We start from the raw sequence: 23,251 nt of genomic DNA on the forward strand, positions 1-23,251 counted from the left end.
CAGGCCTCGACAACTCCCTTTCCGGGCCGTCTCGTTGTCGCTCGCTGTTCATGTGCCGCGGCCCCTCCGCCGGAACCCGGGGTGGGCCCTGAGCGCGGCCCGGGCGGCGTTGGCGCCGGGGGCGCCGTGGACGCCGCCGCCGGGGTGGGCGGTGGCGGAGGCGAGGTAGAGCCCGCGGACCGGGGTGCGGGGGCGGCCCGTGCCGGGCAGCGGGCGGAAGACGAGCTGCTGGTGGAGGTTGGTCGTGCCCTGGTTGACCGCGCCGCCGGTCAGCGCCGGGTTGCGCCGCTCCAGGTCCGGCGGGGCGAGTACCCGCCGGGCGAGGATCGAGGACCGGAAGCCGGGGGCGAGCCGTTCGATGCCCGCCTCGACGCGCTCGGCGACCGCTTCCTTCTCGCCCTCGTCCCAGCGGCCTTCGATGCCGTCGGGTCCCGCGTCGCCCCGGACGCGCTGGGGCACGTGGGTGTATCCCCAGGCGGATTCGGTGCCGGCGGGGGAGCGGCTCGGGTCCGCGGTCGTCATCTGGCCGAGCACGGTGAACGGCACGTCCGGGACCCGGTCCATGGCCAGCTGGCCCGCGAAGCGGGTGAGCGCGTCGACGCCCTCGGCGACGTGGACCGTGCCCGCGCCCCGCGCGCCCTCGCAGGCCCAGGGGACGGGGCGGGCGAGGGCCCAGTCCACCTTGACCGTGGCGTAGTCCCACTGGAACCGGGCCAGGTCCGCCCGGACCCGTTCCGGAAGGTGCTCCTCGCCGACCAGCCGCCGGTAGAGGAGGGGGGCGGGGACGTCGGCGAGGACCGCGTGCCGGGCCGGGACCTCCGTGCCGTCGTCGGTGCGCACGGCGACGGCGCGTCCCGACCGCACCACCACCCGGGTCACGGCGTGGCCGCAGCGCAGTTCGCCGCCGCGCTCGCGCAGCCGGTCGACGAGGGCGCGGGTGAGCATCCCGGCGCCTCCCACCGGCACGGGGAAGCCGTGCGCCTGCCCGAGCATGCTCATCAGCCAGCCGAAGCCGCCGCCCAGGGCGGATTCGGGGCCGAGGTCGGCGTGCAGGGCGTTGCCGGCGATCAGGAGCCTGCCGCCCTGCCCCGCGAAGTGCTCGTCGCCGAGGCGGCGGGCGGGCAGCAGCATGGTCCGGGCCAGGCGCAGCAGGTCGGGGCCCGTGCGGCCGGCGAGCCGCAGCCCGGCCCGTACGGGCGGGAAGGGGGTGAACAGGCAGTCGATCAGGTCGTCGCCGATGTGCTCCCACAGGCGGTGGAGCCGCTCCCAGGCCGCTCCGTCCTCCGGCGCGAACGCCTCCAGCGAGGCGGCGGTCCGCCGCACGTCCCGGTTCAGGACCGCGCAGCGCCCGTCGGCGAGCGGGTGGGCGACGACGTCGGGGGCGTGGCTCCAGCGCAGGCCGTGGCGTTCCAGGCGCAGGGCGCCGAGCACGGGCGAGGCGGCGGCCAGGGGATAGAAGGCGCTGAAGGTGTCGTGGACGAAGTCCGGGTGGACGCCCCGGTCGCTGCGTACGGCTCCGCCCGGCTCGTCCTGGGCCTCCAGGACCACGACGTGCCAGCCCGCGTCGGCGAGGACGTTGGCGGCGACCAGGCCGTTCGGGCCCGCGCCGATCACGACGGCGTCAGGCGGGGGCACGGGACGCGTCCTCCTCGGTGCCGGCCTTCTCGTGGACGGCCTCCTCCAGTCGCGCGAGCATGCGGCGGTGCCGCCACCGGATGAGGGTGTCGAGGGCGGTGTTGTGCAGCGGGGTCGCCGGGCCGGTGAGCGGGTGCTCGTCGACCAGGACCAGGCAGTTCTCGCCCCAGCGCTGGGTCCGGAAGGCGATGCGCGCGCTGCCGAGCCCATTGATCGCTTCGAGTTCCAGGCGGTCCTGCGGTTCGCAGATCCGCGAGATGCTCCTGCCCTCGGTGGTCCAGGGCCCGAGTTTCAGGGTGTAGCCCAGCTCGGCCCCTTCGGCCGGCCAGGTGTCGTCGCGTTCCCAGGTGTCGTGGGTGCCCACCACCCACCGGGCGTAGAGGTCGCCGTCGCCGAGGACGGCCCAGACCTCCGCCGGGGTGGCGTGGATCAGCCGGTGCCATGGAGCCATGGGAGGGGCCTCCTTACGGGAGGGGCGGGTGTGGACCGGGGCGGGTGCCGCCGGGAACGGGACCGGGCCGCGGCCCGGACGGCGAGGGCGGCCGCTCCGAGGGCCGAGGCGGCGCGGGCGGCCGTCCGGGCGCCGCCGGCCCGGCCGCCCCGGACGGCGGCCGAGTCGCCGGACGGGGTGCGCAGCCGCCCTTCGGTGTCCTCGGCGGAGCCGTACGGCCCGAGGTAGCGGTGGTGGGTCCACCGGGCGATCAGGCCGAGCGTGGGCCGCCGCCCGACGGCGTGGGCGGCGGGCAGCAGCCGCGCGCCGGGCCCCACCGTCACCCGGGGGCGGGGGCGGGCGGCCGCGCGCAGGACGGCCCTGGCCACGCGTTCCGGCGTGGCGACGGGGGGCAGGGAGCGCAGTCGGCGGCCGGTGCGGTTGGCCGCGTGGTCGAAGAACGGCGTGTCGACGCCGGTCGGCAGGACGGTGCAGACCGCCACCCCCCGGGCGCCGGCGAGCGACAGTTCCTGGCGCAGGGTCTCGTCGAGGGTGACCAGGGCGGCCTTCGACGCCGCGTAGGGGCCCATGTACGGGGCCTGGACGACGCCTCCGAGCACGGAGGCGACGTCGACGAGCACGCCGTGCCCCTGGGCCCGCATGGCGGGGAGGGCGGCCCGGGCGCCGTGCAGGGCGCCCAGCACGTTGACGTCCCAGACGCGGCGCACGTCCGCCAGGGGCACGTCCGTGAGGCTGCCGAGGACCCCGACGGCCGCCGCGTTGACCCAGACGTCGATGCGGCCGTAGCGGGCGAGCGCCGTACGGGCGACCCGCTCCACGGCCGCGGCGTCGGTGACGTCGGCGGGCACGGCGACCGCCCCGGCCAGCGGATGCGCGGACCGGCACTCCCGCGCCACCCGCTCCAGGGCCTCGCGGCTGCGCGCGCTCACCACCACGCGGGCGCCGCGCCGCGCGAAGGCGAGGGCCGTGGCACGGCCGATGCCGCTGGAGGCACCGGTCACCACGGCCACGAGTCCGGTCGGGACACCGCGTCCGAGCAGGGTCACCCCCGGCGTCTTACCCGTCCGCCGGGTTCCATGCGTCCCGTCCGCCGGGTTCCATGCGTCGAGGCGGCGCCGGGTCGGCACGGGCCGGCCGGCGCCCCACGCCTTTTCCTTGATCATGTCACGAGCCAAACCCGGATGATCAGTGATAGCTTTTTTCGGAACCTTGTTTCCATTACATGTCAACAGCCTGTCGAACCTGGACCGTTGAGGAAGAGGATCGTGAAGCCGTCAGTGGAAAGCGCCTCCGGGCGGACCGAGTTGGTGCACAGGGAGTTCGCCCGCCAGGCGAGCACGTTCGAGGACGCGCGTCTCAACGGTGCCTTCACGATGCACCTGCGGCGTCTCGTCGACTTCGCCGCACCCGACGCGGACGCGGTCTGCCTGGACTCCGCCTGCGGCACGGGGATCGTGGCCCGCGCCCTGGCTCCCCGGGTGCGCCACGTCACCGCCCTCGACACCACGCCGGAGATGCTCGCGCAGGGCAAGGCGCAGGCGGACGCGGAAGGCGTCGCCAACGTCGTGTTCCAGGAGGGCGACGCGGCCCGGCTGCCCTTCCCGGACGACTCCTTCTCCCTGGTCGTGACGCGCTTCTCGCTGCACCACGTCGCCTCCCCCGAGCGGGTCGCCGCCGAACTGGTGCGGGTGTGCCGGCCCGGCGGGCGGGTCGTGGTCGCCGACATGGTGGCCCGCCCCGAGCTGCCCGGTGACGCCGACCGCCTGGAGCGGCTGCGCGACCCCTCGCACGGCACCCTCCTCACCACGGAGCACATCACCGGCCTGCTGACCTCCGCCGGTGCCACCGCGGGGCCCGCCGACGTCTTCGACGTGGAGCGGCCCCTCGCCCCGTGGCTGGAGCAGTCCCTGACCGCCGAGGACACCGCCCGCGCCATCGAGCGGGAGCTGGCCGAGGAGCTCGCCGGCGGGCCCGCGACCGGTCTGCGCCCGCTGCGCAGGGACGGCGCGCTGTGGTTCACCCAGACCTGGGCGCACCTCTCCGTGCGGGCCGGCGCATGACGTTAGGCCGGCTCGCCCCCGCTCCCGACCGCCTCTTCGACGGCATCGCCGGCGCCGACGGCACCTGGCGCCCCTTACGCCCCCTGTTCCTCTCCGCGGACCGCTTCCGCGAGCTGGGCGAGCTCACGCTCCGCGCGAGCCGCCTCGTCCTCGACGCCTGCCGCCGCCGCGCCGCCACCGCGGGCGAGCTGCGCCGCGCCCTCGGCGTCCCGGCGGACCGGTGGCCGCTGCTCGGCGACGGCGAGCCGCTGGGCGACCACCTCCTGGCCGCCGTCCGCCCCGACATCCTCGTGCGGGACGGCACGCCCCTGTTCGTCGAGCTGAACATCGACAGCGCCCTGGGCGGCGCGTCCCACGCCGCGCTCCTCGGTGAGCGCTTCCTCGCGCTCCACGGGGACGCGCCCGGGCTGCGGGTGCCGCCCTCGGCCGTGGACACCCGGTCCCGCGCGGTGCGCGCCGCCCTCGGTCTCGCCGACGGCGCCCGGCTGGTCGTGCCGGCCTTCTCCGCGGGGGCCACGCCCGGCCTGGAGGACCTCGCCGCGTTCACGGCGTGGATGCGTCCGGTCTGCGAGAGCGCCGGACGGCAGGGCCTCGACGCGGTGACGTACCCCCTGGACCGGCTCGCCACCGACGGGCGCGGGCGGCTGCTCGCGGACGGGCGTCCCGTGGACGCCGTGCTCCGGATGTTCGTCAGCCACAGCCAGCCGCCGAGCGCCGGGATGGAAGCCCTGGTCCGGGCGCTGCGGGCGGACACGGTCCGCATGTTCACCTCCGAGGCGGCCATGCTGCTCGCGCACAAGCTGACGCTGGCCTGGCTCTGGCAGGACGCCGACGGACTCCCCGCGTCCGACCGGGAGTTCGTCCACCGGCACATCCCCTGGACCGGTGACGCGGGCGACCGGACCGCCCGGGCCGGGGAGCGCCGCGCGGAGCTCGTGCTGAAGCCGGCCGACGGCTACGGCGGCAGCGGGGTCGTCCTCGGCGCCGCCGTGGACGACGAGGATTGGCGGGCGGCGCTCGACCGCGCCGCCCGGGCCGGCGGGCACATCCTCCAGGAGTACGTCGCCGGGGACCGGGTGCCGATGGGCTTCCGCCACGCGTCCTCCGGCGAGGTCCGCACGGCCGAGGTGCCGTACGTCATCGGCCCGTACGTCTTCGGGGGGCGGCCGTCCTCCGTGCTCGTCCGGCACGGCACGCCGGGCGGCGGCGCCGTGCTGAACGCCCGGCACGGCGCCTTCCTCAACACCGCGCTGCTGACGGAGCCGCATGACGACCTCCGCGACCTCTGACGGCGGCCGGAAGGGCGCCGCGGCGGCCGGGGGCCCCCGGCTCGGCCGCCGGTTCCGGGTCTTCCAGGCGGCGGTGCTCTCCTCCGACCTCGCCGACGGCGTCTACCGGGTCGCCGTCCCGCTCCTCGCCCTGCAGCTGACCCACTCGGCCCTGGCGATCAGCGCGGTGGGCGTGGCGATGCGCATGCCGTGGCTGCTCGTCACCCTGCCGGCCGGCGTGCTGGTCGACCGGTACCACCCGCACCGGGTGCTGCGCGCCGCGTCCTGGCTGCGGATGCCGCTGGTGCTGCTGCTCGCCGCGGCCGCGTTCACCGGACACCTCCCGGTGTGGGCGCTGGCGCTCGGCGCGTTCGCGGTCGGGGCCGCGGGCACCGTGGTCGACATCGCCGCGCAGTCGCTGGTGCCCCGCCTGGTGGACGGCGCCGCGCTGCCGCGCGCCAACGCGAGCCTGCAATCGGTGCAGACGGTGATGGCGCAGTTCCTCGGGCCCGCCCTGGGCGGGGTCGTCGCCGCGCTCGGCGCGGGCGGCGGCATCGGCACCGCGACGGTGCTGTACGTGGTGACCCTGCTGGTCCTCGGCGGCCTGCGGATGCCCGGCGAGCCGGTGGCCGCGCCCCGCGGCGGCTCGCCGAAGTCCGTGCTCGCCGACCTGCGGGAGGGCCTCGGCCACTTCCGGAGCCGCCGCGACCTGCTGCACCTGGCGGGGGTCACGGCCTGCGTGAACCTCGCCTACGCGGCCACGATCACCATCCTGCCGCTGTGGGCCGTCGCCCCGGGCCGCCTGGGACTGCCCCCCTGGGCGTACGGCGTGCTGCTCGCCGCGCCCGCGGTGGGCGGCGTGGCGGCCGGGCGGTACGCGGCGAAGGCGCTGACGCGGTTCGGCGGCGGGAGCGTGCTGCGGGTCTGCGCGCCGCTGGTCGGCCTCTGCTACATGGCGCTCGCGGTCCCGCACGCCGCCGCGGCGGCGGTGGCGCTGACCGTCTCCGGGGCCCTGCTCATGGCGATCAACGTGATGAGCGTGACCTACCGGCAGACCTCCATCCCGCCCGAGCTGTTCGGGCGGGTCAACGCCGCCTACCGGTGGATCATCTGGGGCGTCCTGCCCCTCGGCTCGCTGGTCGCGGGCCTGCTGGCCGACGCCTTCGGCGTGGCCTGGGTGTTCCTGTGCACCGGCGGACTCGCCCTGGCCACCGGGCTGCTGCGGGCCCCGCGGCTCGCCGCCGGCACGGCCGCCGGGACGCCGGCGGACTCGCCCAAGGCTCCCTCAGGATCGTAAGGACGACACCGTGCACATCCTCTTCGTGGACTCGAACGCGGCCTCCCTGGAGGCCTTACGCCGCGCCAAGGAGGCCGGCCACCGGGTGGGCTACGTGCAGTCGCACACCCCCTACTACCCGCTCGGCGAGCGCGAGCGCGAACTGATCGGCCTCGCCGACTGGTTCAGGGACGGCGTGGTCACCACCGACGCCTCGGCGGTCGCGGAGGTCATCGCCGAGTGCCACGCGGAGCACCCGGTCGACTTCGTCTCCACCCACTTCGACCTGACCGTCGAAGCGGTGGCCCTGGCCTGCGAGAAGGTGGGGGTGCCGGGGCCCGCGTCCGGTCCGGCGCTGACGGCGCGCCGCAAGGACCTGTGCCGGCGGGCGCTGGCCGCCGCCGGGCTGCCCTCGGCCCGCTTCGGCACGGCGGACTCCACCACCGGGGCGCTGGCCGCCGCCCGGGAGATCGGCTACCCGGTCGTGATCAAGCCGCCGTCGGGCGCCGACAGCGCGCTGTCGTTCGTCGCGCACACCGAGGAGGAGGCGCGGGCCGCCGCCGAACAGGTGCTGCACCGGCTCGACTCCGTACCGGAGCTGTGGCGCGAGCAGTACGCGCGCGGCGTCCTCGTCGAGGAGCTTCTGGTCGGCCCGCTGGTCTCCGTGGAGATCGGGGTGCGCGGGGAGGAGTTCTTCCCCTTCTCCGTCAGCGGGCGCACCCGCGCCGCCGACGACCAGGTCATCGAGCTCGGCGCGCACATCCCGGAGTCGCTGCCGGCGCGGGAGCGCGAGGAGTGCGTGGCCTACGCGCGGGAGGTGTGCCGCGCGGTCGGCCTGGACCGGGGGATCTTCCACCTGGAGATGATCCGCACGGAGCGCGGACCGGTCCTGGTGGAGGCCAACGCCCGCATCATGGGCGGGGTGATGCCGACGCTGTACCGGCACGCCACGGGCCGGAGCATCTACACGGCCTACCTGGAGCTGCTGAGCGGCGCGCCGGTCACGGTCCCCGACATGACGGGGGTGGCGATGAGCCGCCGGCTGCTGGCCCGCCGCGCGGGCGTGCTGCCCGACCGGCTCGACGTGGCGTGGCTGGGGGAGTACGGGGACGCGCTCGTCCGGTACGACACCTTCGCGCAGTTCGGCCTGGGGCCGGGCAGCGAGGTCGCGGCGGGCGCGTCGCTGGGCCGCGTGATGCTGCTCGGCCGCGACCACGCCGAGGTCTCGGCGGCGGTCCGGGAGATCACCGGGCGCTTCGAGCGCATGCTGGGGCTGCCGCTCGTGCCGGGCGAGAACGACCCGGAGCGATCCGACCACTGAAACACCGACGTCCACGATGTGGGACGACGGTGTTGTGAGATTGTCCGTACCCCCTTGATCGACAAGCTGTTGAATTCTGGCCACCGGGCGATTGAAGTGGCGTTCGGCAGCTCCAACGCCATTGAAAACAAGGAGAGTTCAGCATGTACGGAACCTTCGCCGGCATCACGGCGCTTCCTCCCGTCTACAGCGAGGTCCTGGAGGACGAACGGCCCATACGCTCCTGGCTGCGGGCCGGCCCAGGTGACACGGTCTTCGGCATCGCCTCCGGCGGCGACAACGTCCTCAACCTCGCCCTCGACGGACCGGCCAAGGTCTACGGCCTCGACATCAGCCCCGCCCAGACCGCCTACTGTCGCGCCAAATCGGCCGCGCTCGGCGGACTTCCGCACGACGCCGCGATGAGGCTCCTCGGCGTCCACGACGCTCCCGCCGAGGAGCGCGCGAAGCTGCTCGACGAGGTGCTGGCCGCCGCCGAGACCACCGTCGAGGACCCCGCGGCCCGTGAACTCGCCCTGCGGCAGGGCCTGCTCCAGATCGGCGCCTTCGAGCAGCTGGTCGGCGTGGTCCGGGCCGAGATCCACCAGGCGGTCCCCGACCGGGTGCTGCGCGCCCTGATGACCGAGCCCGACCCCGTCGAGCGGCTCGAGCTCTGGAAGGGCGAGGACATCGCGGCGAAACTGCTGCCCGTCTTCCGGCTCTTCTTCGCCGAGGACTCGCTGAAGGACGTCTTCACCCCGGCGAGCTTCCACGACATCTTCGACTGCTCGCCCTTCCCCGAGTTCCTGCTCTCCGTCATCGAGCGGCGCCTCGTCGAGGACGACCCGACCGGCAACTACTACATGCACCGCTGGTGCTTCGGCGGATACCTGCCGGGCGGCGCCCTGCCGCCGTACCTCCGGGCGGAGGAGAACGACCGGCTCAAGGAGGCCCTCCCGCGCGTCGAATGGGCGACCGGGCACCTCCTCGAATTCCTCGGCGGCCTGACCGACGGCGAGGTCGGCGGCTTCAACCTGAGCAACGTCCTCGACTGGTGCGAGAACGACTACGTCGAGCAGACCTTCGACCAGCTCACCCGCACCGCCGCCCCCGGCGCCCGCGTCTTCGTCCGCTCCTTCCTCAAGGAGCGCCCGTTCACCGCGCACGCCGCGAAGCTCGGCTGGGTCCGCGACGCCGGGGCCGAGGCCGCCGCCAAGGAGGCCGACCGCGTCGGCTACTACCCGCACTACCAGCTCTGGGAGCTGAAGGCGTGAGCCTGCTCGGCCTGACGCCCGCCCTCACCGGCACCGCGCCCTTCGGCAGCTGCTACCAGCAGGCCGCCGCGAACCTCGCCTCCTGGAAGGGGCTCGGACACGCGGCGGAGACCCTCTGCACCACCTGGGGGTTCTCCTGGAACGGTGGTCCGGTCCTGGACGGCAGCGGCCGCTGGAGCGCCGCCGCCGCCGTCGTCCACCGCATGGACCTCGCCGACCGCACCTACGACTCCTGGGAAGCGGCCGAGGACGCCGAGCGCGCGTCCCTCGACGCCGGCCACCCCGTGGCGGCCGCCGTGGACGCCTTCCACCTGCCGTCCCCGTACGAGGGCCGGGAGCACATCGCGCACTGCGTGCTCCTGCTGGCCCACGACGAGGACCGGGTCTGGATCAGCGACCCCATGAACCGGCCCGAGCCCACCGCCCACCCCGCCGAGGCGTGGCGGCGCATGCGCTCCGCCGAGGCGGCCGGCTCCCACCGCACCCTGCTGCTCACCTCGGGGCCACGGCACCGGGCCACGGCCCCGGAGCTGGCCACGGCGGTGCGCGAGGACGCCCGCGCCCACCGGAGCGCCGACCGCGCGGCCTTCGAGGGCTACCTCGCCGCCCGCGAGGCGGAGGCGGCGGAAGGGGCGGAGGTGCTCGACGTCAGCGGGGTGGCGGCCGAACGGCTCTACCTGGGAAAGCTGTTCAGACACCTGGCCGGCCGGGTGCCCTCCGTCGAGGAGGCGGCCGCCGTGGCGGAGGGCTTCACCTCGCTCTCCCGCCGCTGGTACCTGCTGCACACCCTGTCCCGCGAGAGCGGCGGCGGCGCCACGGGCCGCACCCGGCTCCTGCGCATGCTGGCCGACCTCGGCGACAGAGAAGCACGCCTGACGGCGGCGGTGGACGCGCTCGCGTCCGCCCTCACCGCCCAGGCCCGGTGAAGAGGAACTGATGAACGACACCGCACGGCAGTACGACGCCGTCATCCGCGAGGCGCTCGTCACCCATTCCGACCTGGGCGACACCGCCCGGGAGCTGGACCGTGACGCCGACCTGTACGCGATCGGCCTGACCTCGCTCCACTCGGTCCGCGTGCTGCTCTCCGTGGAGGACGCGCTCGGCGTGGAGATACCGGAACAGCACGTGGGGCGGGCCCTGTTCAGCTCGATCGGCCACTTCGCCGACGTCCTCCTGGACATCGCCGGCACCACGACGGGAGCCGCCCGGTGACGGCTCCCGACCGCGTGCTGTCCTTCGCCGAGGCGCGCGAGGCCGCGCTGCGCGCCCGCGCCGTCCTCGTCGAGCACGCGCCCGCCACCGACCGCGACGCGGCGTTCCCCGCCGAGCCGGTCGCCGCCCTCCGCGCGGAGCGGCTGCTGTCCGCCGCCGTCCCGAAGGAGTACGGCGGCCACGGCCTGGCCCCGGACGAACTCGCCGCGCTCGCCGCCGTCCTGGGCGGCGGCTGCGGCTCCACCGCCATGGTCTGGGCCATGCACCAGCTCCAGCTCGCCTGCCTCGCGGGCGCCGCCGCCACCTCGCCGGAGCTCGCCGCCTACCTCCGGGAGGCGTCCGCCGGACAGTTCCTCGTGGCCTCCGTCACCTCCGAGGCCGGCGTCGGCGGCAGCCTGCGCGAGAGCCGCTGCGCGCTGGTGCCGGACGGCGGGGAACTGCTCCTGGAGAAGGAGGCGACCACCGTCTCCTACGGCGCGTACGCCGACGCCTTCCTCGTCACGGCCCGTTCCCGCCCGGACGCCGCGCCCACCGACCAGGTGCTCGTGCTGGTCAGGGCCGGGCAGGCCCGGCTCACCCGCACCGGCGAGTGGGACACCCTGGGCATGCGCGGCACCTGCAGCCCCGCGCACTCCCTCTCCGCCCGGGTCCCCGCCGCCCAGGTGCTGCCCGCGCCGTTCGGCGAGATCGCGACCCGCTGCATGGTGCCGCTGTCGCACCTGCTGTGGGCCGGCGTGTGGACCGGCATCGCGGCCGACGCGGTGCGCCGCGCCGCCTCCTTCGCCCGCGCCCGGGCCCGCGCCCAGCTGCGGTCCGGCGCCGTCGTGGACGACCCGCGCCTCGGCCGGGCGTACGCCTCGCTGCGGGTCCTCCAGGACTCCGTACGGCAGTTCGGCGCGGACTACACCCGGTTCACCGCCGAGCCGGACGCCGACACCACCGCGATCACGGTACGGGCCAACGCCCTGAAGACCTCCGTGTCCACCGGCTGCCTGCGGGTGGTCGAACAGGCCCTGGAGATCTGCGGCATGGCCGGCTACAGCGAGTCCGGCCCCCACTCGGTCGCCCGCCACCTGCGGGACCTCCACTCGGCCCGGCTGATGATCGCCAACTCCCGTCTCGACCAGTCCAATTCCCAACTCCTGCTCCTCGGAGGGAGCGTGATCGACGCATGACCGCGTACGAACGGACCCAGCGAGGCTGGACCGCCCCCACCGGGCTGCCCGGCGCCCTCGGCCTCTCCCCGCGCTTCGAGGAGGTGATCGCCGGATTGCAGAAGGCCCTGAACACCGCGGGCGCGGTGCCCTCGCCGGGCCCCGTCTGGTATCCGCCGGTCGTCCCCCAGGAGCTGCTCGAACGCGCGGAGTACGCCGAGTCCTTCCCGCACCTCCTCGGCACCGTGCACGCCCTCGCCGAGGGAACCGACCGGGCCGCGGGCCCCTCCGCCTCGGGCGTGGCGCTCGCGCCCGCCGCCTGCTACAGCGTCTACCCGTCCTTCGCCGACCGGGAGCTGACCGAGGCGGCGCACCGGGACGTGGCCGGCTACTGCTACCGGCACGAGGCGACCACCGAACCCGGGCGCTTCCGTTCCTTCCGGATGCGCGAGTTCGTCAGGGTCGGCGACGCCGGGACCACCCTCGACTGGCGGGACGAGTGGATCGCCCGCGGCGAGGCGCTGTTCTCCCGGCTCGGCGTGAAGGTCTCCGTGCAGTCGGCGACCGACCCGTTCTTCGGCCCCGGCGGGCGGTTCATGCGCGCCAGCCAGCTGGAGCAGTCCCTGAAGTACGAGTTCGTCGCCCGGGTCGCCGCCGACGACGAGGGCACGGCCATCGCCTCGGCCAACTACCACAAGGACCACCTCGGCGCCCGGTTCGGCATCACCTACGCGGACCGGGGCACCGCCCACAGCGCGTGCACCGCCTTCGGCCTGGAGCGCGTCGTCCTCGCCCTCGTGCACGCCCACGGCGACGACCGGGCGAACTGGCCGTCCCTCACGGAGGAGGCGATATGAACGCGCACCACCTCGTGACCGGCGCGACCGGCTTCGTCGGCGGCGCCCTGGTCCTGGAGCTCTTACGCCGCACCGACGCCGACCTCACCTGCGTCGTCCGGGAACGGCCCGGCCGCTCCGCGCGGCAGCGTCTCGACGCCGCGCTCACCGCGGCGGCCGAGGCGTACGGCGAGCAGGACCTGATCCCGCTCTTCGCCACCCGCTGCCGGGCGGTCGCCGGCGACGTGACCGAGGAGCGCTGCGGTGTGGACACCGCGGACCTTCCGGAGGTCGACGAGGTCTGGCACGCCGCGGCCTCGCTGGACTTCGAGGAGCGCCGCAAGGACGAGATCCTGCGCGACAACCTCGACGGCACCCGGCACGTCGTGGCCCTCGCCGAGGCGCTGAGGGCGCCCCGCTTCAACTACGTGAGCACCGCGTACGTGGCGGGCGAGCGGACCGGCTGGATCCCGGCCCGGCCCGTGCCGGCGGACACCGCCAGCAACAACGCGTACGAGTACAGCAAGATCCAGGCGGAGGCGGTGGTGCTCGCCGGGGGCTTCGAGCGCACCCGGATCCTCCGTCCCAGCATCGTCATCGGACACAGCCGCACCCTCGCCGCGACCGGCTTCACCGGCATGTACGGCTTCGTGAACGGGCTGTCCGCCGCGCGCGCCGAAGTGCGCCGGCACCTCGGCGACATGCTGGTCTTCCGGGCGCTGCGGATCCGCGCCGCCGCCGACGCGCGGATCAACTTCGTCCCCGTGGACCGGGTCGTGGCCGCGGCGGTCGGCGTGAGCCTCGCCGACGGCGACTCGGACGTCTACCACCTGGCCAACTCCCGCCAGCCCACGGTCGGCGAGTCGCTCTCCGTGCTGTGCGAACTCCTCGCCATCCGCAAGCCCGTGTACGTGACGGACGCGGAGGAGTTCACGCTCATCGACGAACGCGTCGACGAGCGCCTGGAGTTCTACCGCTCGTACATCCACGGCTCGAAGGACTTCGACCTGGCGAACGTGAACAAGCTCGTCGGCGAGGACGTCCTCGACCACCCCCTGCCCCCGGAGCGGCTCGCGGACTTCATGGGCTGGTACCTGGACCGCCGCGGGCTGAGAGGAGACTGACCATGCACGTCAAGGGCATCGAGTCGTGGGACCTCGCCTACGACGGCCGGCAGGCACTGCACCGCACCGAGGACGGCAGTGAGCTCTACTACGAGCTGCGCGGCGCCGGGGGACCGGTCGTCACGCTGGTGTCGACCATCTACGTGGTGAGCACCGCCTGGCGGAACTTCACCGGGAACCTCGCCGGCGACCACCGGCTGCTCTCCTACGACCTGCGCAACCAGGGCGCGTCCGACGGCCGTCCGGCGGAGTTCGCGCAGCACACCGAGGACCTGAAGTCGCTCCTCGACGACCTCGGCATCGAGCGCACGTACCTCGTCGGCACCTCCATCTCCACGCTGATCTGCCGGGACTTCGCCAACGCCCACCCCGAGCGGGTGGCGGGCCTGGTCCTGGTCGGTCCGCCGTTCAGCCCCCGCGGCTCCTCGCGCCGCCGGCGCATCGCCAAGTCCTGGCTGGCGGCGCTGGACGCGGGCGGCCCGCGCGCCCTGTTCGACCTGATCTACCCCCTGGTCTTCGGCGACAAGGCGATCGCCGAGGGCGGCTCGGGCGCGTACCTCGCCCTGCGGGAACGATTCCTCGCCATCAACTCGGCGGCCCAGCTGCGCGCCAACCTGCGCGAGGCGCTCGGCGCCGGCGACCAGGTGGAGCGGCTCACCTCGATCGAGGCGCCCACGCTGCTGCTCTCCGGCGACGACGACTTCTCCACGACCGAGTCCACGCTCGACGCCACCGCGGAGATCATGCGGAACGCGGCGGTGGAGATCATCCGGGAGTGCGGCCACCTGCCGTACTTCGAGCAGCCCGAGGCGTTCCAGGACGCCGTCGCCCGCTTCGTCGCCTCCGTGGAGGAGGGGACGTTCCCGGCGCCGTGGACCGCCCCCGCGACCGAAGGGAAGGACCGATGAGCACCCCCGCGACCCCCCTGACGGACGAGGAGCTCGTCCTCGAACGCCTGGTGGCCCTCCTGGAGCACGTCGCCGCCGACGTGCTGGAGGGGCCCGTCACCGACACCGGACCGGGTTCGCTGCGCCGGCTCGGTCTGACCTCCGTCAAGCTGCTCGAATTCCTCGTCGCGATCGAGGACGAGTTCGGCCATGTCTGGGACGACGACGTGGAGGAGTCGGTCATCGGTTCCCTCGACGCGATGGCCGCCCACATCAGCGCCGCCGGCGTCGCCCCGGCCCCCACGAAGCGAGACTGACATGACCTCGACATCCTCCGCGCGCACGCTCCCGAAGTTCCTCACGGACTACGCCCCGACCCGCTTCCGGCAGCGCCTCACGCCCTTCTCCCGGGTGCCCATCACCGGGCGGATCGGCGAGGTGTGGCACCTCGCCGCCCAGCGCAACCCGCGCAACCCGGTGATCGTCGACCGGGCCCCCGACGTGGACCCCCACGGCCCGCGGGAGCGCAGCTACCGCCAGTGGGCGGCCCTCGTCGACGAGCTCGCCGTCAAGCTGGTGGCGCTCGGCGTACGGCCCTGGGACCGGGTGGCCGTCGTCAAGGAGAACCACCTGGACGTGGCGCTGCTCGCCTCCGCCGCCGCCCGGATCGGAGCCGTGCCCGCGCTGATCACCAACAACCACCCGCACGAGACGATCACCGTGATGCTGGGCCGCCTGGAGCGGCCGTACCTGATCACCGACGCGGTGACCGTCGAGCGCATGCGGCTCGACAAGGACACCCTCGCCGAGCTGACCGAGGCCACGGCGTGCCTGGGCGAGGTGCCGCAGGACCGCCCGGACCTCCGGGCGTTCGCGGAGCTCGGCGGCGGCCCGGTGCCCGCACCGGCGCTGCGCGCCCGCCACGAGCCCATGGTCATCACCCACACCTCCGGCACCACCGGCATCCCCAAGCTGGTGCTGCACTCGGCCGAGTCGCTGTACTCGCTGGGCCTGGTCGAGGCCGAGCGCTGGCCCTTCTTCCGGCTCCGGGAGGACGACACGGTCGCGTTCTGCGAGCCGTACTCCCACCAGCGGGTCATCACCGGACTGCTGCCGCTCGCCACGGTCGCGCCCAAGCTGGTCATGATGTCCGACCCGCTCTCGCCGCGGGTGCGCGACCTGCTCGTCGAGCACCGGCCGACCCTGGTCGAGACGCTGCCCAACGCCTTCCTCGCCTGGGAGGAGCTGGCGCGCGACCCCGCACGGCCCTTCCGTGACGTCCGCGTCTACGTGAACTCCTTCGACGCCATCCACACCCGCACCGTGCGGACCTTCCTCGCGGCCACCGACCGCAAGCTCCCCGTCTGGGTGCAGTCGTGGAGCCAGACCGAGGCCGGCGCGGTGGCGATCCGCCCGTACCTGCGCGGCTCGGTGAAGCGGCGCGGCCACCGGCCGCCGCCCACCCAGGTGCTGGGCTGGCCGGTCCCCGGCTTCGGGAGGATCCGCGCCCTCGACCCGGCCACCGGACGGCCGGTGCGCCGCGGCGAGGTCGGCCTGATCCAGTTCTCCGCGCCGGGCCGCTGCCTCGCGTACGTCGGCGCGCAGGAACGCCACGACAACAAGCGGGACGGCCGGTGGTGGAACCTCGGCGACCTGGCGCTGATCAACCGCTGGGGCGCGGTGCGGCTGATCGACCGCGAGATCGACCGGATCCCCGGCGGCAGCGCGCTGGAGATCGAGGACGTCCTCCTCGACCGGCTGCCGGAGACGACCGAGGTGATCGTCCTGGCCGTGGCCGGCTCGAAGCCCCAGCCCGTGTACAGCACGCAGGGCGACGAGCCCGTCTCGGCCGGGGCGTGGGCCCGGGCCACGGCGGACCTGCCGGCGATGGCAAAGCCGATCCACATCCGCTGGGACGAGTTCCCGCGCACGGCGACCTGGAAGGTGCGCCGGGTGATGCTCCGGGAGCAGCTCTTCGCGGGCTCCTCGGCCATCGGCCTCGGCAACTGGACCTGACGGCCGGAACGGACCGGGCCGTCCTCGGTGAACCCCTCGCCGGGGACGGCCCGCCCCCGCCCCCGCCGCACGACCGACCGGAGGACCCCATGGACGTCACGCTGCCGACCCGCGACGGCGAACGACTCGACGCCGGCCACCTGCGGGGGCCGGCCGGCGCGGACCTCTGCGTCGTCATGGCGCACAGCTTCGCGGGAAGCCGCCACAAGGACGCCCACCGCCGGCTGGCGGCGGAGCTCCACCGCACGGCGGCGGTGGTGACCTTCGACTTCCGGGGCCACGGCCGCTCGTCGGGGTTCTCCACGGGCGGTGAGCGGGAGGTCCACGACCTCGCGGCCGCGGTGGAGTTCGCCCGCGCGCGGTACCCCGGGGTCGCGGCGGTGGGCTTCTCGATGGGCGCGGCCTGCGTCGTCCGCCTGGCCGCGGCCGACCCCGGTCTGCTGCGGGCCGCGGCGGCCGTCAGCACGCCGGCCCGCTGGCAGTACCGGGGAACCCCGCGGATGCGCCTGGTGCAGGGCCTGACCTCGACGGGCCCCGGCCGCGCCGCCCTGCGCCTGGCCACCGGCACCCGCCTGTCCCCGCGGCCGTGGGACCCGGCGACGGAATCCCCCCTCGACGCCGTCCCGAAGGTCGCCCCCACCCCGCTGCTCCTGGTCCACGGCGCCCGGGACCCCTACTACCCGCTCGCGACGGCCCGCGCCCTCAAGGAGGCGGCGGGCCCGTCCGCGGACCTGTGGGTGGAGGCGGCCGCGGGCCACGCGGAAGCGGGCACCTCCACCGCCCTGATGCGCCGGATCGCCGGCTGGCTCACCGACTCCGCCGCGCGGCGCCCGTGAGCCAGCGGGCCAGCCGGTCCGGGGGAGTGGCGCGCAGCTCGCGGTGGAGGGCGCGCAGCAGTTCGGGGCGGTGGAGCAGGGGGCGGGTCGCGGGGGCGGTGGTGGCGAGGGCGAGGACGAGCCCGGTCCACGCCTCGGGGGACTCCGGGTCCTCGGCGAGCAGCCGGGTGTAGGCGGGCACGGCGGCCGGATCGCCGGAGAGCAGCGCCAGGTCGGCGGGACAGGGCGGTTCGGCAGCCGGCGACGGGTCCGGGGCCAGGAGCCGCCGGATCAGCCGGGTGCGGGGGTGCGACCAGGGCGTGTCCGGGTCGGGGGCGAGGGTGGCGGCGGCCACCTCGTGCGGGGCGAGACCCGCCAGGTGCGACCTGGCCAGGGCGCGTACGTCGGCGGGGGAGGGGGCCAGGTGGCGGAGCCGCCACTCGGTGCGGTGGTCGGTGGCGGCCAGCGCGGCCCACGCCTCGACGCCCGGCCGGACCCGGACGTCGCCCTCCCAGCGGTCCAGGCGGGCGGCCATGCCCGCCACGAAGCGACGGCCGTGGGCGGTGAGCGCGGGATCGGCGGCGAGGGTGCGGACCGCCTCCCGCGCCTGGCGGCGGCTCAGCGCGAACTCGAACTCGGCGGCGGCCCGCCCGGCCCGCTCCACCCGGTCCAGATGGCGGGAGCGGAACTCGGTGATGCCGAGGAAGGCGTACGCGCCCTGCAGCAGCCCGCTCAGCGGGCGGGGGTCGTTGCGCCAGGGCGCGTGGTGCCGGGCCCGGCCGTCGTCCCGCTCCAGCGTCAGCAGATGGACCAGCGCGCCCAGTTTGTTGTGCTGGAACTCGTGGACCAGGGCCACCGCGAAGGCCACCGGGTCGGGCGGCAGCGACAGCAGCAGCCCCCCGAAGGCGTCGTCGGAGGAGATGCTGCGGACCGCCCCGCCCGGCGGCCCGGCCACCTCCGTCAGACTCCGCAGCCCCTCCACGAGCGCGCCCGCCGCCTCCGGATCGCACTCCTCCAGGACCTCCAGGGCCTGCCCGAACCCCTCCTCCCAGCGCGCCGCCCGCTCCGGCGCCAGCCGCTCCGGCGGCAGCGTCCGGCTCAGGTCCCGGTAGGGGTCCAGGTCGTCGAGCCACACCCGCGCCGCCCGCCCCGCCACCGTCGTCCGCAGCCGGCGCAGCGCCAGCCACCCCGGCGCGTCGCCGCCCGGCCGGCCCCGGGGCGGGCCCACGGCCTCGCGGTGCGGCTCCACGGTCAGCCGGCCCGCCTCCACCGCCACCTCCGCCGTCGCCCACCGGGGGCGGCCCGGCAGCCGGGCGAGCCCCAGGGCGGGGAACGCCACGGCGCCGTCGCGCAGCGGCACGGTGGTGCGCAGCGGCAGCCCGGCCCGGACCGAGGCGGCGGCGCAGAGCGCGAAGAGCTGCCCGAGGTCGGTCCAGAGCGGCCCGTCGCCCCAGGCCGTGTGGTGCAGCCGGCGCAGCCCGTACGCCAGCCAGGCGCCGACCTGGGGGTGCAGCAGCAGCTCCCGGAACTCCTCCGGTGCCCGCTCCTGGGCCGCCGCCAGCGCGTCCCAGGCGCTGTCCGGGGACGGCAGCGGCCCCAGCGCCCCGGGCGTCCGGGCCGCCCCGTCGAGCAGCGCCCGCAGCAGCAGGAGCCGGCGGCTGTACTCGGTGGTGGACAGGAAGCGGACGGCCCCAGCGTCGCCCCGGCCCGCGGCGAGGGCGTCGAAGTGCTCCGTGGGGACGAGGTGGTGCGCGGCGCGGGCGGGCCCCTGGCCTCCGGCGTACTGCACCCTCAGCTCCGGGACCGTCAGCGGTTCGAGTCGCCCGGCCCCTCGCCGCCTCCTCCGCCGAAGTTGATCCGGGGCCGCTCGATCTGACGCAGCAGCCGGTCGAGGGAGGGGGCGTGCAGGAGGGGATCCTGGGTGCGGAGGGCGGACAGGGGGACCTCGCTCAGATCGACCAGTTCGGATCCCATGTGCTCCGTGGGCGTGTGCATCGGTTCCCCCTCACCACGCTGAACCCCGTCACCTTTCATGATGGCCCAGGCCCGGTGGTTCGGGAAGGGCGTGATCAGGGCGGTCAACCCCTCGGATCCGGCCATAACCAGCGTCCCGCCCACCGGGTGACCGCCTCCTCCTCCGGGGTGCCCGCCCCGATCAGCGCGACCGCCTCGACGAGGGCGGCCAGGCCGCCGGGGTGGCGGCGGCAGGCCCGGACGATGGAGACGATGTCGGGGCGGGACGCCCCGAACCGGGGGATGGAACCGGCCAGTTCGACCGGGAGCATGGTCACCACGAGCTGCCGCTGCTGCTGGTCCGCCATGCTCGGCGCGGCGGACAGCACCCCGATGAGCTCCGGCAGGGCCTCGTCCGGCACCCCCCGCTCGGCGCTCCGGGGCACGGGGACGGTGAGCAGCCGCTCGTCGCCCGCCGCGGAGACGTACCGGATGGTGGTGGGCCGCTGGCCCGCCCCGGCGACGGCCCCCGGCCCGGTGAACCGTGCCGCCACCGTCTCCGCGAGCGCGTCCGGGTCCGGCGGCCACGGCTCCCCGTCGGCCGCGTCCAGGGCGGCGAGCGCCACCTCCGAGAACGCCCCGGTCTGCCGGACGGGGTCGTTGGCCGCCCGCCGGCCCGGACCGGCCGCGAGCAGCACGGACTGCCGGCGGCCCGGCAGCCGCTCGCCGCCCGGCGGGAGCTCGGCGGGCAGCGCCCGGGCGAAGCCCAGGTCCTCCACGAAGGTCTGGCAGGAGTCCACCAGCCAGATCTGGCGCGGGAAGCCGGGGAACAGGTCGGTGGTGAAGGCGGTCAGCCAGGCGTCCAGGTCGAGGTTGCGCCGGTCGTCCCCGGTGGCGTCGGCGTAGAAGAGCCGGCGGTGGCCCTGCGGGTCGGTGACGCCGTGTCCGCCCCAGAACACCCACAGCAGATCGCCCTCCAGGGCGGGCAGCCGGCGGGTCAGCACCTCCTGCACCGCCTCCCGCCCCGCCGGCCCCTCGGCGACGTCGGTGGCCGGCCCGCCCGCCCCCGGCAGCGGGGCGAGGAGCAGCGAGATCCGCTCCGCCGGCACCCCGCGCCGCCGCAGCCAGGCGGTGAACCGGCGGGCGTCCGCCGCCGGCCCCGGCAGGTCCCACGCCGGTCCCGCCGCGTACCGCTCCACCCCGACGACCAGGGCGTGCGTCCGCTCCGGCCGGGCCGGCGTCACGGCAGCTCCGCCGCGAGCAGCCGGTACAGCTCCGGATTGCCCCAGTAGGCGCTGTGTGCCAGCGGGAAGGGCTGCCGCCCGTCGACCTCGACGTCCCGCACCCGGCCGGGGAAGATCCCGGCGCCCAGGTAGCTCAGCAGGTCGCGGCGGTCGTACACGTTGATCCAGGGCGGCACGTGCGCGGGCAGCGGGGCGCCGGGCTCCAGGCTCGGCAGCGCCCCCAGCTCGTACAGGAACGGCGCCTGCGAGCCGACCGTGACGAGGAGCGCCACCTCCGGCAGGGCCCGCAGCACCAGCAGGTCGAGGGAGGCGATGCCGCCGAGGCTGTGCGCCAGGACCACCACCGGCGGCTCCGCGGCGGCGACGGCCGTGGCGACGGCCTCCCGGATCGCCCCGCCGCGGGCCAGGTAGAGCAGCACGTCACCGGCGGCCGGGTGGGCGGCGTCGGTCAGCGCCGACCGCCGCTTCACCGCCTGCGCCGAGGCGAGGCCGAGCACGAGCCGCCCGGCCAGCTTCCCCACCCGCCGGGTCACCGGCCCCCGGTGGGCGCCGGCGCCGTCCCCCGGGAGCAGGGCGGTGATCCGCTCCACGACGGCGTCCCGGGCGGCGCCGTCGAAGGCCTGCGGGGCGGCCGCGCGCCCGGCCGTCCGGCGCACCGCCTCGGCGGTGAACGCCCGCGCGAGCGCGTCCGGTTCGGTGGCGGCCACGGGGGACCGCAGGAAGTCCCGGCCGTCCGGGGAGGTCAGCACGGCGGCCACGGCGGCGGCGAACTCCCCGCCGATCCCCGCCGCGTCGAGCGGCCCGCGCAGGGCGTCGTCCCCGGCGAGCGCCAGGGCCGCCGCCGCGAGCGCCTCGCCCGGGGGCACCGCGCCGGGCGGCAGTTCGGCCCGCCCGCCGGGCTCCGCGGCGAGCAGCCGCAGTTCGAGCAGCGGGTCCAGATAGAGCAGGCCCCAGAACTCGACGTCCCCGCCGTCCTCCTCCGCTCCCGGCGCGGCCCGCCCGGAGCCGTACCCGGGGACCGACAGGCCGCCCGCCCGCAGGCCGGAGCCCGCGCTCCCGCCCCAGTAGCAGGGGGCGACGGCCACCTCGGGGCGGACCGCCGCGATCCCCTCCCTGACCCGCTCCAGCGAGGCGGTGTACCCCGGCTCGCGCACCCCCGTGCCGTGTACGAACAGCACCGTCGTCACGTGCGACCCCCCGTCCACGGCCGTCTGGGCCGAACGGCTTCCACGATAGGTCACCTGCCCGCCGGGCGGCTACACTCCGTAGGGGCCGTGCCCCCGTGGGGAGGCGGGCCGGAAGGGGTTCGCCGGTGAGTTCGGATTCCGTCATCACGCACGTCGTCGCGGCTCTCGCGGTGGTCGTCGCCGCCTCCTACGCGCTCGGCGCGCTCGCTCGAAGATTCGGCCAACCCCCCGTCGTGGGACAGCTGTTCGCGGGCATCGCCCTCGGTCCCAGCCTGCTCGGACTGCTCCCCGGCGGCGTCCACGAGGCGCTCTTCCCGTCCGAGATCCAGCCGATCCTGAACGCCCTCGCCCAAGTGGCGCTCATCTTCTTCCTGTTCGCCGTGGGTTACGAACTGGACCTCGGGATGCTCCGGGGGCAACGCTCCGTGACCACCGTCTCGGTGAGCGGCTTCGTCCTCCCGATGCTCCTCGGCGCCGCGATCGTGCTCCTCCTGCCCGGCCCCTTCGCCGCCGCCAACGGCGACCGGCCGACCGACCTCACCTTCCTCCTCTACATGGCGATCGCCCTGTCGGTCACCGCCGTCCCCGTCCTCGCCAGCATCATCAAGGACCAGGGCCTCGCCGGGACCAGGCCCGGCACCGTCGCCATGGCATCGGCCGGCGTCATCGACGCGCTGAGCTGGCCCGTCCTCGCCGTCGTCCTCGTCGGCGGGGTGCACGGCTCGGCCCGCGCGTGGGCCGTCAAGGCCGTCCTCCTCGTCGTCTACGTGCTGCTGATGCTCTTCGCGGTGCGCCCCCTGATGGCACGCTGGATCGGCCGCCCCGGCACCCCCGTCTCCCGCCAGGTCCCGGTCGCCGTCACCGTCGCCCTCGCCTCCGCCTGGGCCACCAACGCCCTCGGCCTGCACGTCATCTTCGGCGCCCTGCTCGCCGGCGTGATCATGCCCCGCAGGCCCGACGGCACCCCGGACGGACGGCTCCTGCGCCCCCTCCAGGACACCGGCGGCCTGCTGCTGCCGATGTTCTTCGCCGTCTCCGGCACGGCCGTCGTCCTCGACGGGCTGCGCTCCTCCGACCTGCTGCTCCTGACGGTGATAATCGCCGCCGCCGTGGTCGGCAAGGTGGCCGCCGGCGCGTTCGCCGCCCGGGCCGGACGGCTGCCCTGGCGCGAGTCGCTGCTGATCGGGGTGCTGCTCAACACCCGGGGCCTCACCGAGCTGATCGTGCTCAACGTCGGCCTCCAGGCCGGGGTGATCGGCCCCCGGCTGTACGCCCTCCTGGTCGTGATGGCCCTGGTCACCACCGCCGCGGCCGGGCCGCTGATCCGGCTCCTGCGCCACCCCGCCGACCCGCTGCCCGCCCCCAGGGAGGGCCATCGCCCCGGCGGCGGCACCCCGGAGATCTGGTCCGTCCCCGAGGCGCTCCCCGGCCCCGCACCGGCGGGGCCCGTACCGGACCCGTCCGCCGGCGGCGAACCCGCGCCCCGCGCCTGACCGGGCGCCGGAGACGGCGGAGGGCCGCCGGACCCCGACGGGTCCGGCGGCCCTTTCCGCACC

Annotated in this window: 22 protein-coding genes; 15 read left to right on the forward strand and 7 right to left on the reverse strand. The window is 75.6% G+C overall.

What is annotated here, in order from left to right:
• Positions 1-48: 48 nt before the first annotated feature.
• Genes IE245_RS12245 through IE245_RS12255 form a run of 3 tightly spaced genes read right to left on the reverse strand, consistent with a single transcriptional unit; the run spans position 49 to position 3,249 of the window.
• On the reverse strand, positions 49-1,635 hold the full coding sequence (locus tag IE245_RS12245) for a phytoene desaturase family protein (RefSeq protein WP_189946832.1): 1,587 nt from the start codon (positions 1,633-1,635) through the stop codon (positions 49-51).
• Entirely contained in the window at positions 1,622-2,086 is a 465-nt protein-coding gene (locus IE245_RS12250) for an SRPBCC family protein (protein ID WP_189946833.1), read from the reverse strand. The genes IE245_RS12245 and IE245_RS12250 overlap by 14 nt, the downstream gene beginning before the upstream one ends.
• Positions 2,065-3,249, reverse strand: a complete 1,185-nt coding sequence (locus IE245_RS12255) for an SDR family NAD(P)-dependent oxidoreductase (RefSeq protein ID WP_189946834.1) — start codon at positions 3,247-3,249, stop codon at positions 2,065-2,067. The genes IE245_RS12250 and IE245_RS12255 overlap by 22 nt, the downstream gene beginning before the upstream one ends.
• 102 nt (positions 3,250-3,351) lie before the next feature.
• On the opposite strand from IE245_RS12255, the gene IE245_RS12260 reads away from it, so the two are divergent.
• The 14 genes from IE245_RS12260 to IE245_RS12325 all read left to right on the forward strand — a co-directional run bounded on the left by IE245_RS12260 (position 3,352) and on the right by IE245_RS12325 (position 17,332).
• Complete coding sequence (locus IE245_RS12260) at positions 3,352-4,146, forward strand: class I SAM-dependent methyltransferase (RefSeq protein WP_229851235.1); 795 nt, start codon at positions 3,352-3,354, stop codon at positions 4,144-4,146.
• Positions 4,143-5,435, forward strand: coding sequence for a hypothetical protein (locus IE245_RS12265; protein ID WP_189946836.1), 1,293 nt, complete (start codon positions 4,143-4,145; stop codon positions 5,433-5,435). The genes IE245_RS12260 and IE245_RS12265 overlap by 4 nt, the downstream gene beginning before the upstream one ends.
• A complete protein-coding gene (locus IE245_RS12270; RefSeq protein ID WP_189946837.1) occupies positions 5,413-6,711 on the forward strand; it encodes an MFS transporter in 1,299 nt (432 codons plus the stop codon). The genes IE245_RS12265 and IE245_RS12270 overlap by 23 nt, the downstream gene beginning before the upstream one ends.
• A gap of 10 nt (positions 6,712-6,721) precedes the next feature.
• On the forward strand, positions 6,722-8,011 hold the full coding sequence (locus IE245_RS12275) for an ATP-grasp domain-containing protein (protein WP_189946838.1): 1,290 nt from the start codon (positions 6,722-6,724) through the stop codon (positions 8,009-8,011).
• Between the two features lie 143 nt (positions 8,012-8,154).
• A complete protein-coding gene (locus IE245_RS12280) occupies positions 8,155-9,264 on the forward strand; it encodes a DUF3419 family protein (protein WP_189946839.1) in 1,110 nt (369 codons plus the stop codon).
• On the forward strand, positions 9,261-10,190 hold the full coding sequence (locus IE245_RS12285; protein ID WP_189946840.1) for a BtrH N-terminal domain-containing protein: 930 nt from the start codon (positions 9,261-9,263) through the stop codon (positions 10,188-10,190). Before IE245_RS12280 ends, IE245_RS12285 begins: the two co-directional genes overlap by 4 nt.
• Positions 10,191-10,200: 10 nt before the next feature.
• A complete protein-coding gene (locus IE245_RS12290; RefSeq protein ID WP_189946841.1) occupies positions 10,201-10,479 on the forward strand; it encodes a phosphopantetheine-binding protein in 279 nt (92 codons plus the stop codon).
• The gene (locus IE245_RS12295; RefSeq protein WP_189946842.1) at positions 10,476-11,654 is read left to right on the forward strand and encodes an acyl-CoA dehydrogenase family protein; all 1,179 of its coding nucleotides are present in this window, start codon (positions 10,476-10,478) and stop codon (positions 11,652-11,654) included. Before IE245_RS12290 ends, IE245_RS12295 begins: the two co-directional genes overlap by 4 nt.
• On the forward strand, positions 11,651-12,490 hold the full coding sequence (locus IE245_RS12300; protein WP_189946843.1) for an aminoacyl--tRNA ligase-related protein: 840 nt from the start codon (positions 11,651-11,653) through the stop codon (positions 12,488-12,490). The genes IE245_RS12295 and IE245_RS12300 overlap by 4 nt, the downstream gene beginning before the upstream one ends.
• Positions 12,487-13,593: an SDR family oxidoreductase gene (locus tag IE245_RS12305; RefSeq protein WP_189946844.1), complete on the forward strand. Its 1,107-nt coding sequence runs from the start codon at positions 12,487-12,489 to the stop codon at positions 13,591-13,593. The genes IE245_RS12300 and IE245_RS12305 overlap by 4 nt, the downstream gene beginning before the upstream one ends.
• A gap of 2 nt (positions 13,594-13,595) precedes the next feature.
• The gene (locus tag IE245_RS12310; protein ID WP_189946845.1) at positions 13,596-14,501 is read left to right on the forward strand and encodes an alpha/beta fold hydrolase; all 906 of its coding nucleotides are present in this window, start codon (positions 13,596-13,598) and stop codon (positions 14,499-14,501) included.
• Positions 14,498-14,797 (forward strand): phosphopantetheine-binding protein, encoded by a 300-nt coding sequence (locus tag IE245_RS12315; protein WP_189946846.1) that lies wholly within the window; start codon positions 14,498-14,500, stop codon positions 14,795-14,797. The genes IE245_RS12310 and IE245_RS12315 overlap by 4 nt, the downstream gene beginning before the upstream one ends.
• Before the next feature lies 1 nt (position 14,798).
• Positions 14,799-16,496 (forward strand): class I adenylate-forming enzyme family protein, encoded by a 1,698-nt coding sequence (locus IE245_RS12320; protein WP_189946847.1) that lies wholly within the window; start codon positions 14,799-14,801, stop codon positions 16,494-16,496.
• Positions 16,497-16,585: 89 nt separating this feature from the next.
• On the forward strand, positions 16,586-17,332 hold the full coding sequence (locus IE245_RS12325; protein ID WP_189946848.1) for an alpha/beta hydrolase: 747 nt from the start codon (positions 16,586-16,588) through the stop codon (positions 17,330-17,332).
• Here the strand turns inward: IE245_RS12325 and IE245_RS12330 are convergent.
• The 4 genes from IE245_RS12330 to IE245_RS12345 form a co-directional block, all read right to left on the reverse strand.
• Positions 17,304-19,100 carry an HEXXH motif domain-containing protein gene (locus IE245_RS12330; RefSeq protein WP_189946849.1) on the reverse strand — a complete coding sequence of 599 codons (1,797 nt, stop codon included), beginning with the start codon at positions 19,098-19,100 and terminating at the stop codon, positions 17,304-17,306. The two genes, IE245_RS12325 and IE245_RS12330, sit on opposite strands and share 29 nt — an antisense overlap.
• Positions 19,101-19,117: 17 nt before the next feature.
• Positions 19,118-19,306 (reverse strand): hypothetical protein, encoded by a 189-nt coding sequence (locus tag IE245_RS12335; protein ID WP_189946850.1) that lies wholly within the window; start codon positions 19,304-19,306, stop codon positions 19,118-19,120.
• 83 nt (positions 19,307-19,389) lie between these two features.
• The gene (locus IE245_RS12340) at positions 19,390-20,508 is read right to left on the reverse strand and encodes an effector-associated domain 2-containing protein (protein ID WP_189946851.1); all 1,119 of its coding nucleotides are present in this window, start codon (positions 20,506-20,508) and stop codon (positions 19,390-19,392) included.
• The gene (locus tag IE245_RS12345; RefSeq protein ID WP_189946852.1) at positions 20,505-21,695 is read right to left on the reverse strand and encodes a hypothetical protein; all 1,191 of its coding nucleotides are present in this window, start codon (positions 21,693-21,695) and stop codon (positions 20,505-20,507) included. The genes IE245_RS12340 and IE245_RS12345 overlap by 4 nt, the downstream gene beginning before the upstream one ends.
• A gap of 125 nt (positions 21,696-21,820) precedes the next feature.
• Here IE245_RS12345 and IE245_RS12350 point away from each other — a divergent pair, with 125 nt between their 5' ends.
• Positions 21,821-23,188 (forward strand): cation:proton antiporter, encoded by a 1,368-nt coding sequence (locus IE245_RS12350; protein ID WP_189946853.1) that lies wholly within the window; start codon positions 21,821-21,823, stop codon positions 23,186-23,188.
• Positions 23,189-23,251 lie beyond the last annotated feature (63 nt).

This window comes from Streptomyces roseolus (genome assembly GCF_014649855.1).
GTDB lineage: Bacteria > Actinomycetota > Actinomycetes > Streptomycetales > Streptomycetaceae > Streptomyces > Streptomyces roseolus.

Excerpts from the sequence above, each read along its gene's own strand:
- IE245_RS12320 (WP_189946847.1), top strand. The coding sequence starts at position 14,799 with ATGACCTCGACATCCTCCGCGCGCACGCTCCCGAAGTTCCTCACGGAC.
- IE245_RS12290 (WP_189946841.1), top strand. The coding sequence starts at position 10,201 with ATGAACGACACCGCACGGCAGTACGACGCCGTCATCCGCGAGGCGCTC.
- IE245_RS12265 (WP_189946836.1), top strand. The coding sequence starts at position 4,143 with ATGACGTTAGGCCGGCTCGCCCCCGCTCCCGACCGCCTCTTCGACGGC.
- IE245_RS12310 (WP_189946845.1), top strand. The coding sequence starts at position 13,596 with ATGCACGTCAAGGGCATCGAGTCGTGGGACCTCGCCTACGACGGCCGG.
- IE245_RS12315 (WP_189946846.1), top strand. The coding sequence starts at position 14,498 with ATGAGCACCCCCGCGACCCCCCTGACGGACGAGGAGCTCGTCCTCGAA.
- IE245_RS12325 (WP_189946848.1), top strand. The coding sequence starts at position 16,586 with ATGGACGTCACGCTGCCGACCCGCGACGGCGAACGACTCGACGCCGGC.
- IE245_RS12255 (WP_189946834.1), bottom strand. The coding sequence starts at position 3,249 with ATGATCAAGGAAAAGGCGTGGGGCGCCGGCCGGCCCGTGCCGACCCGG.
- IE245_RS12335 (WP_189946850.1), bottom strand. The coding sequence starts at position 19,306 with ATGCACACGCCCACGGAGCACATGGGATCCGAACTGGTCGATCTGAGC.
- IE245_RS12305 (WP_189946844.1), top strand. The coding sequence starts at position 12,487 with ATGAACGCGCACCACCTCGTGACCGGCGCGACCGGCTTCGTCGGCGGC.
- IE245_RS12250 (WP_189946833.1), bottom strand. The coding sequence starts at position 2,086 with ATGGCTCCATGGCACCGGCTGATCCACGCCACCCCGGCGGAGGTCTGG.
- IE245_RS12270 (WP_189946837.1), top strand. The coding sequence starts at position 5,413 with ATGACGACCTCCGCGACCTCTGACGGCGGCCGGAAGGGCGCCGCGGCG.
- IE245_RS12280 (WP_189946839.1), top strand. The coding sequence starts at position 8,155 with ATGTACGGAACCTTCGCCGGCATCACGGCGCTTCCTCCCGTCTACAGC.
- IE245_RS12300 (WP_189946843.1), top strand. The coding sequence starts at position 11,651 with ATGACCGCGTACGAACGGACCCAGCGAGGCTGGACCGCCCCCACCGGG.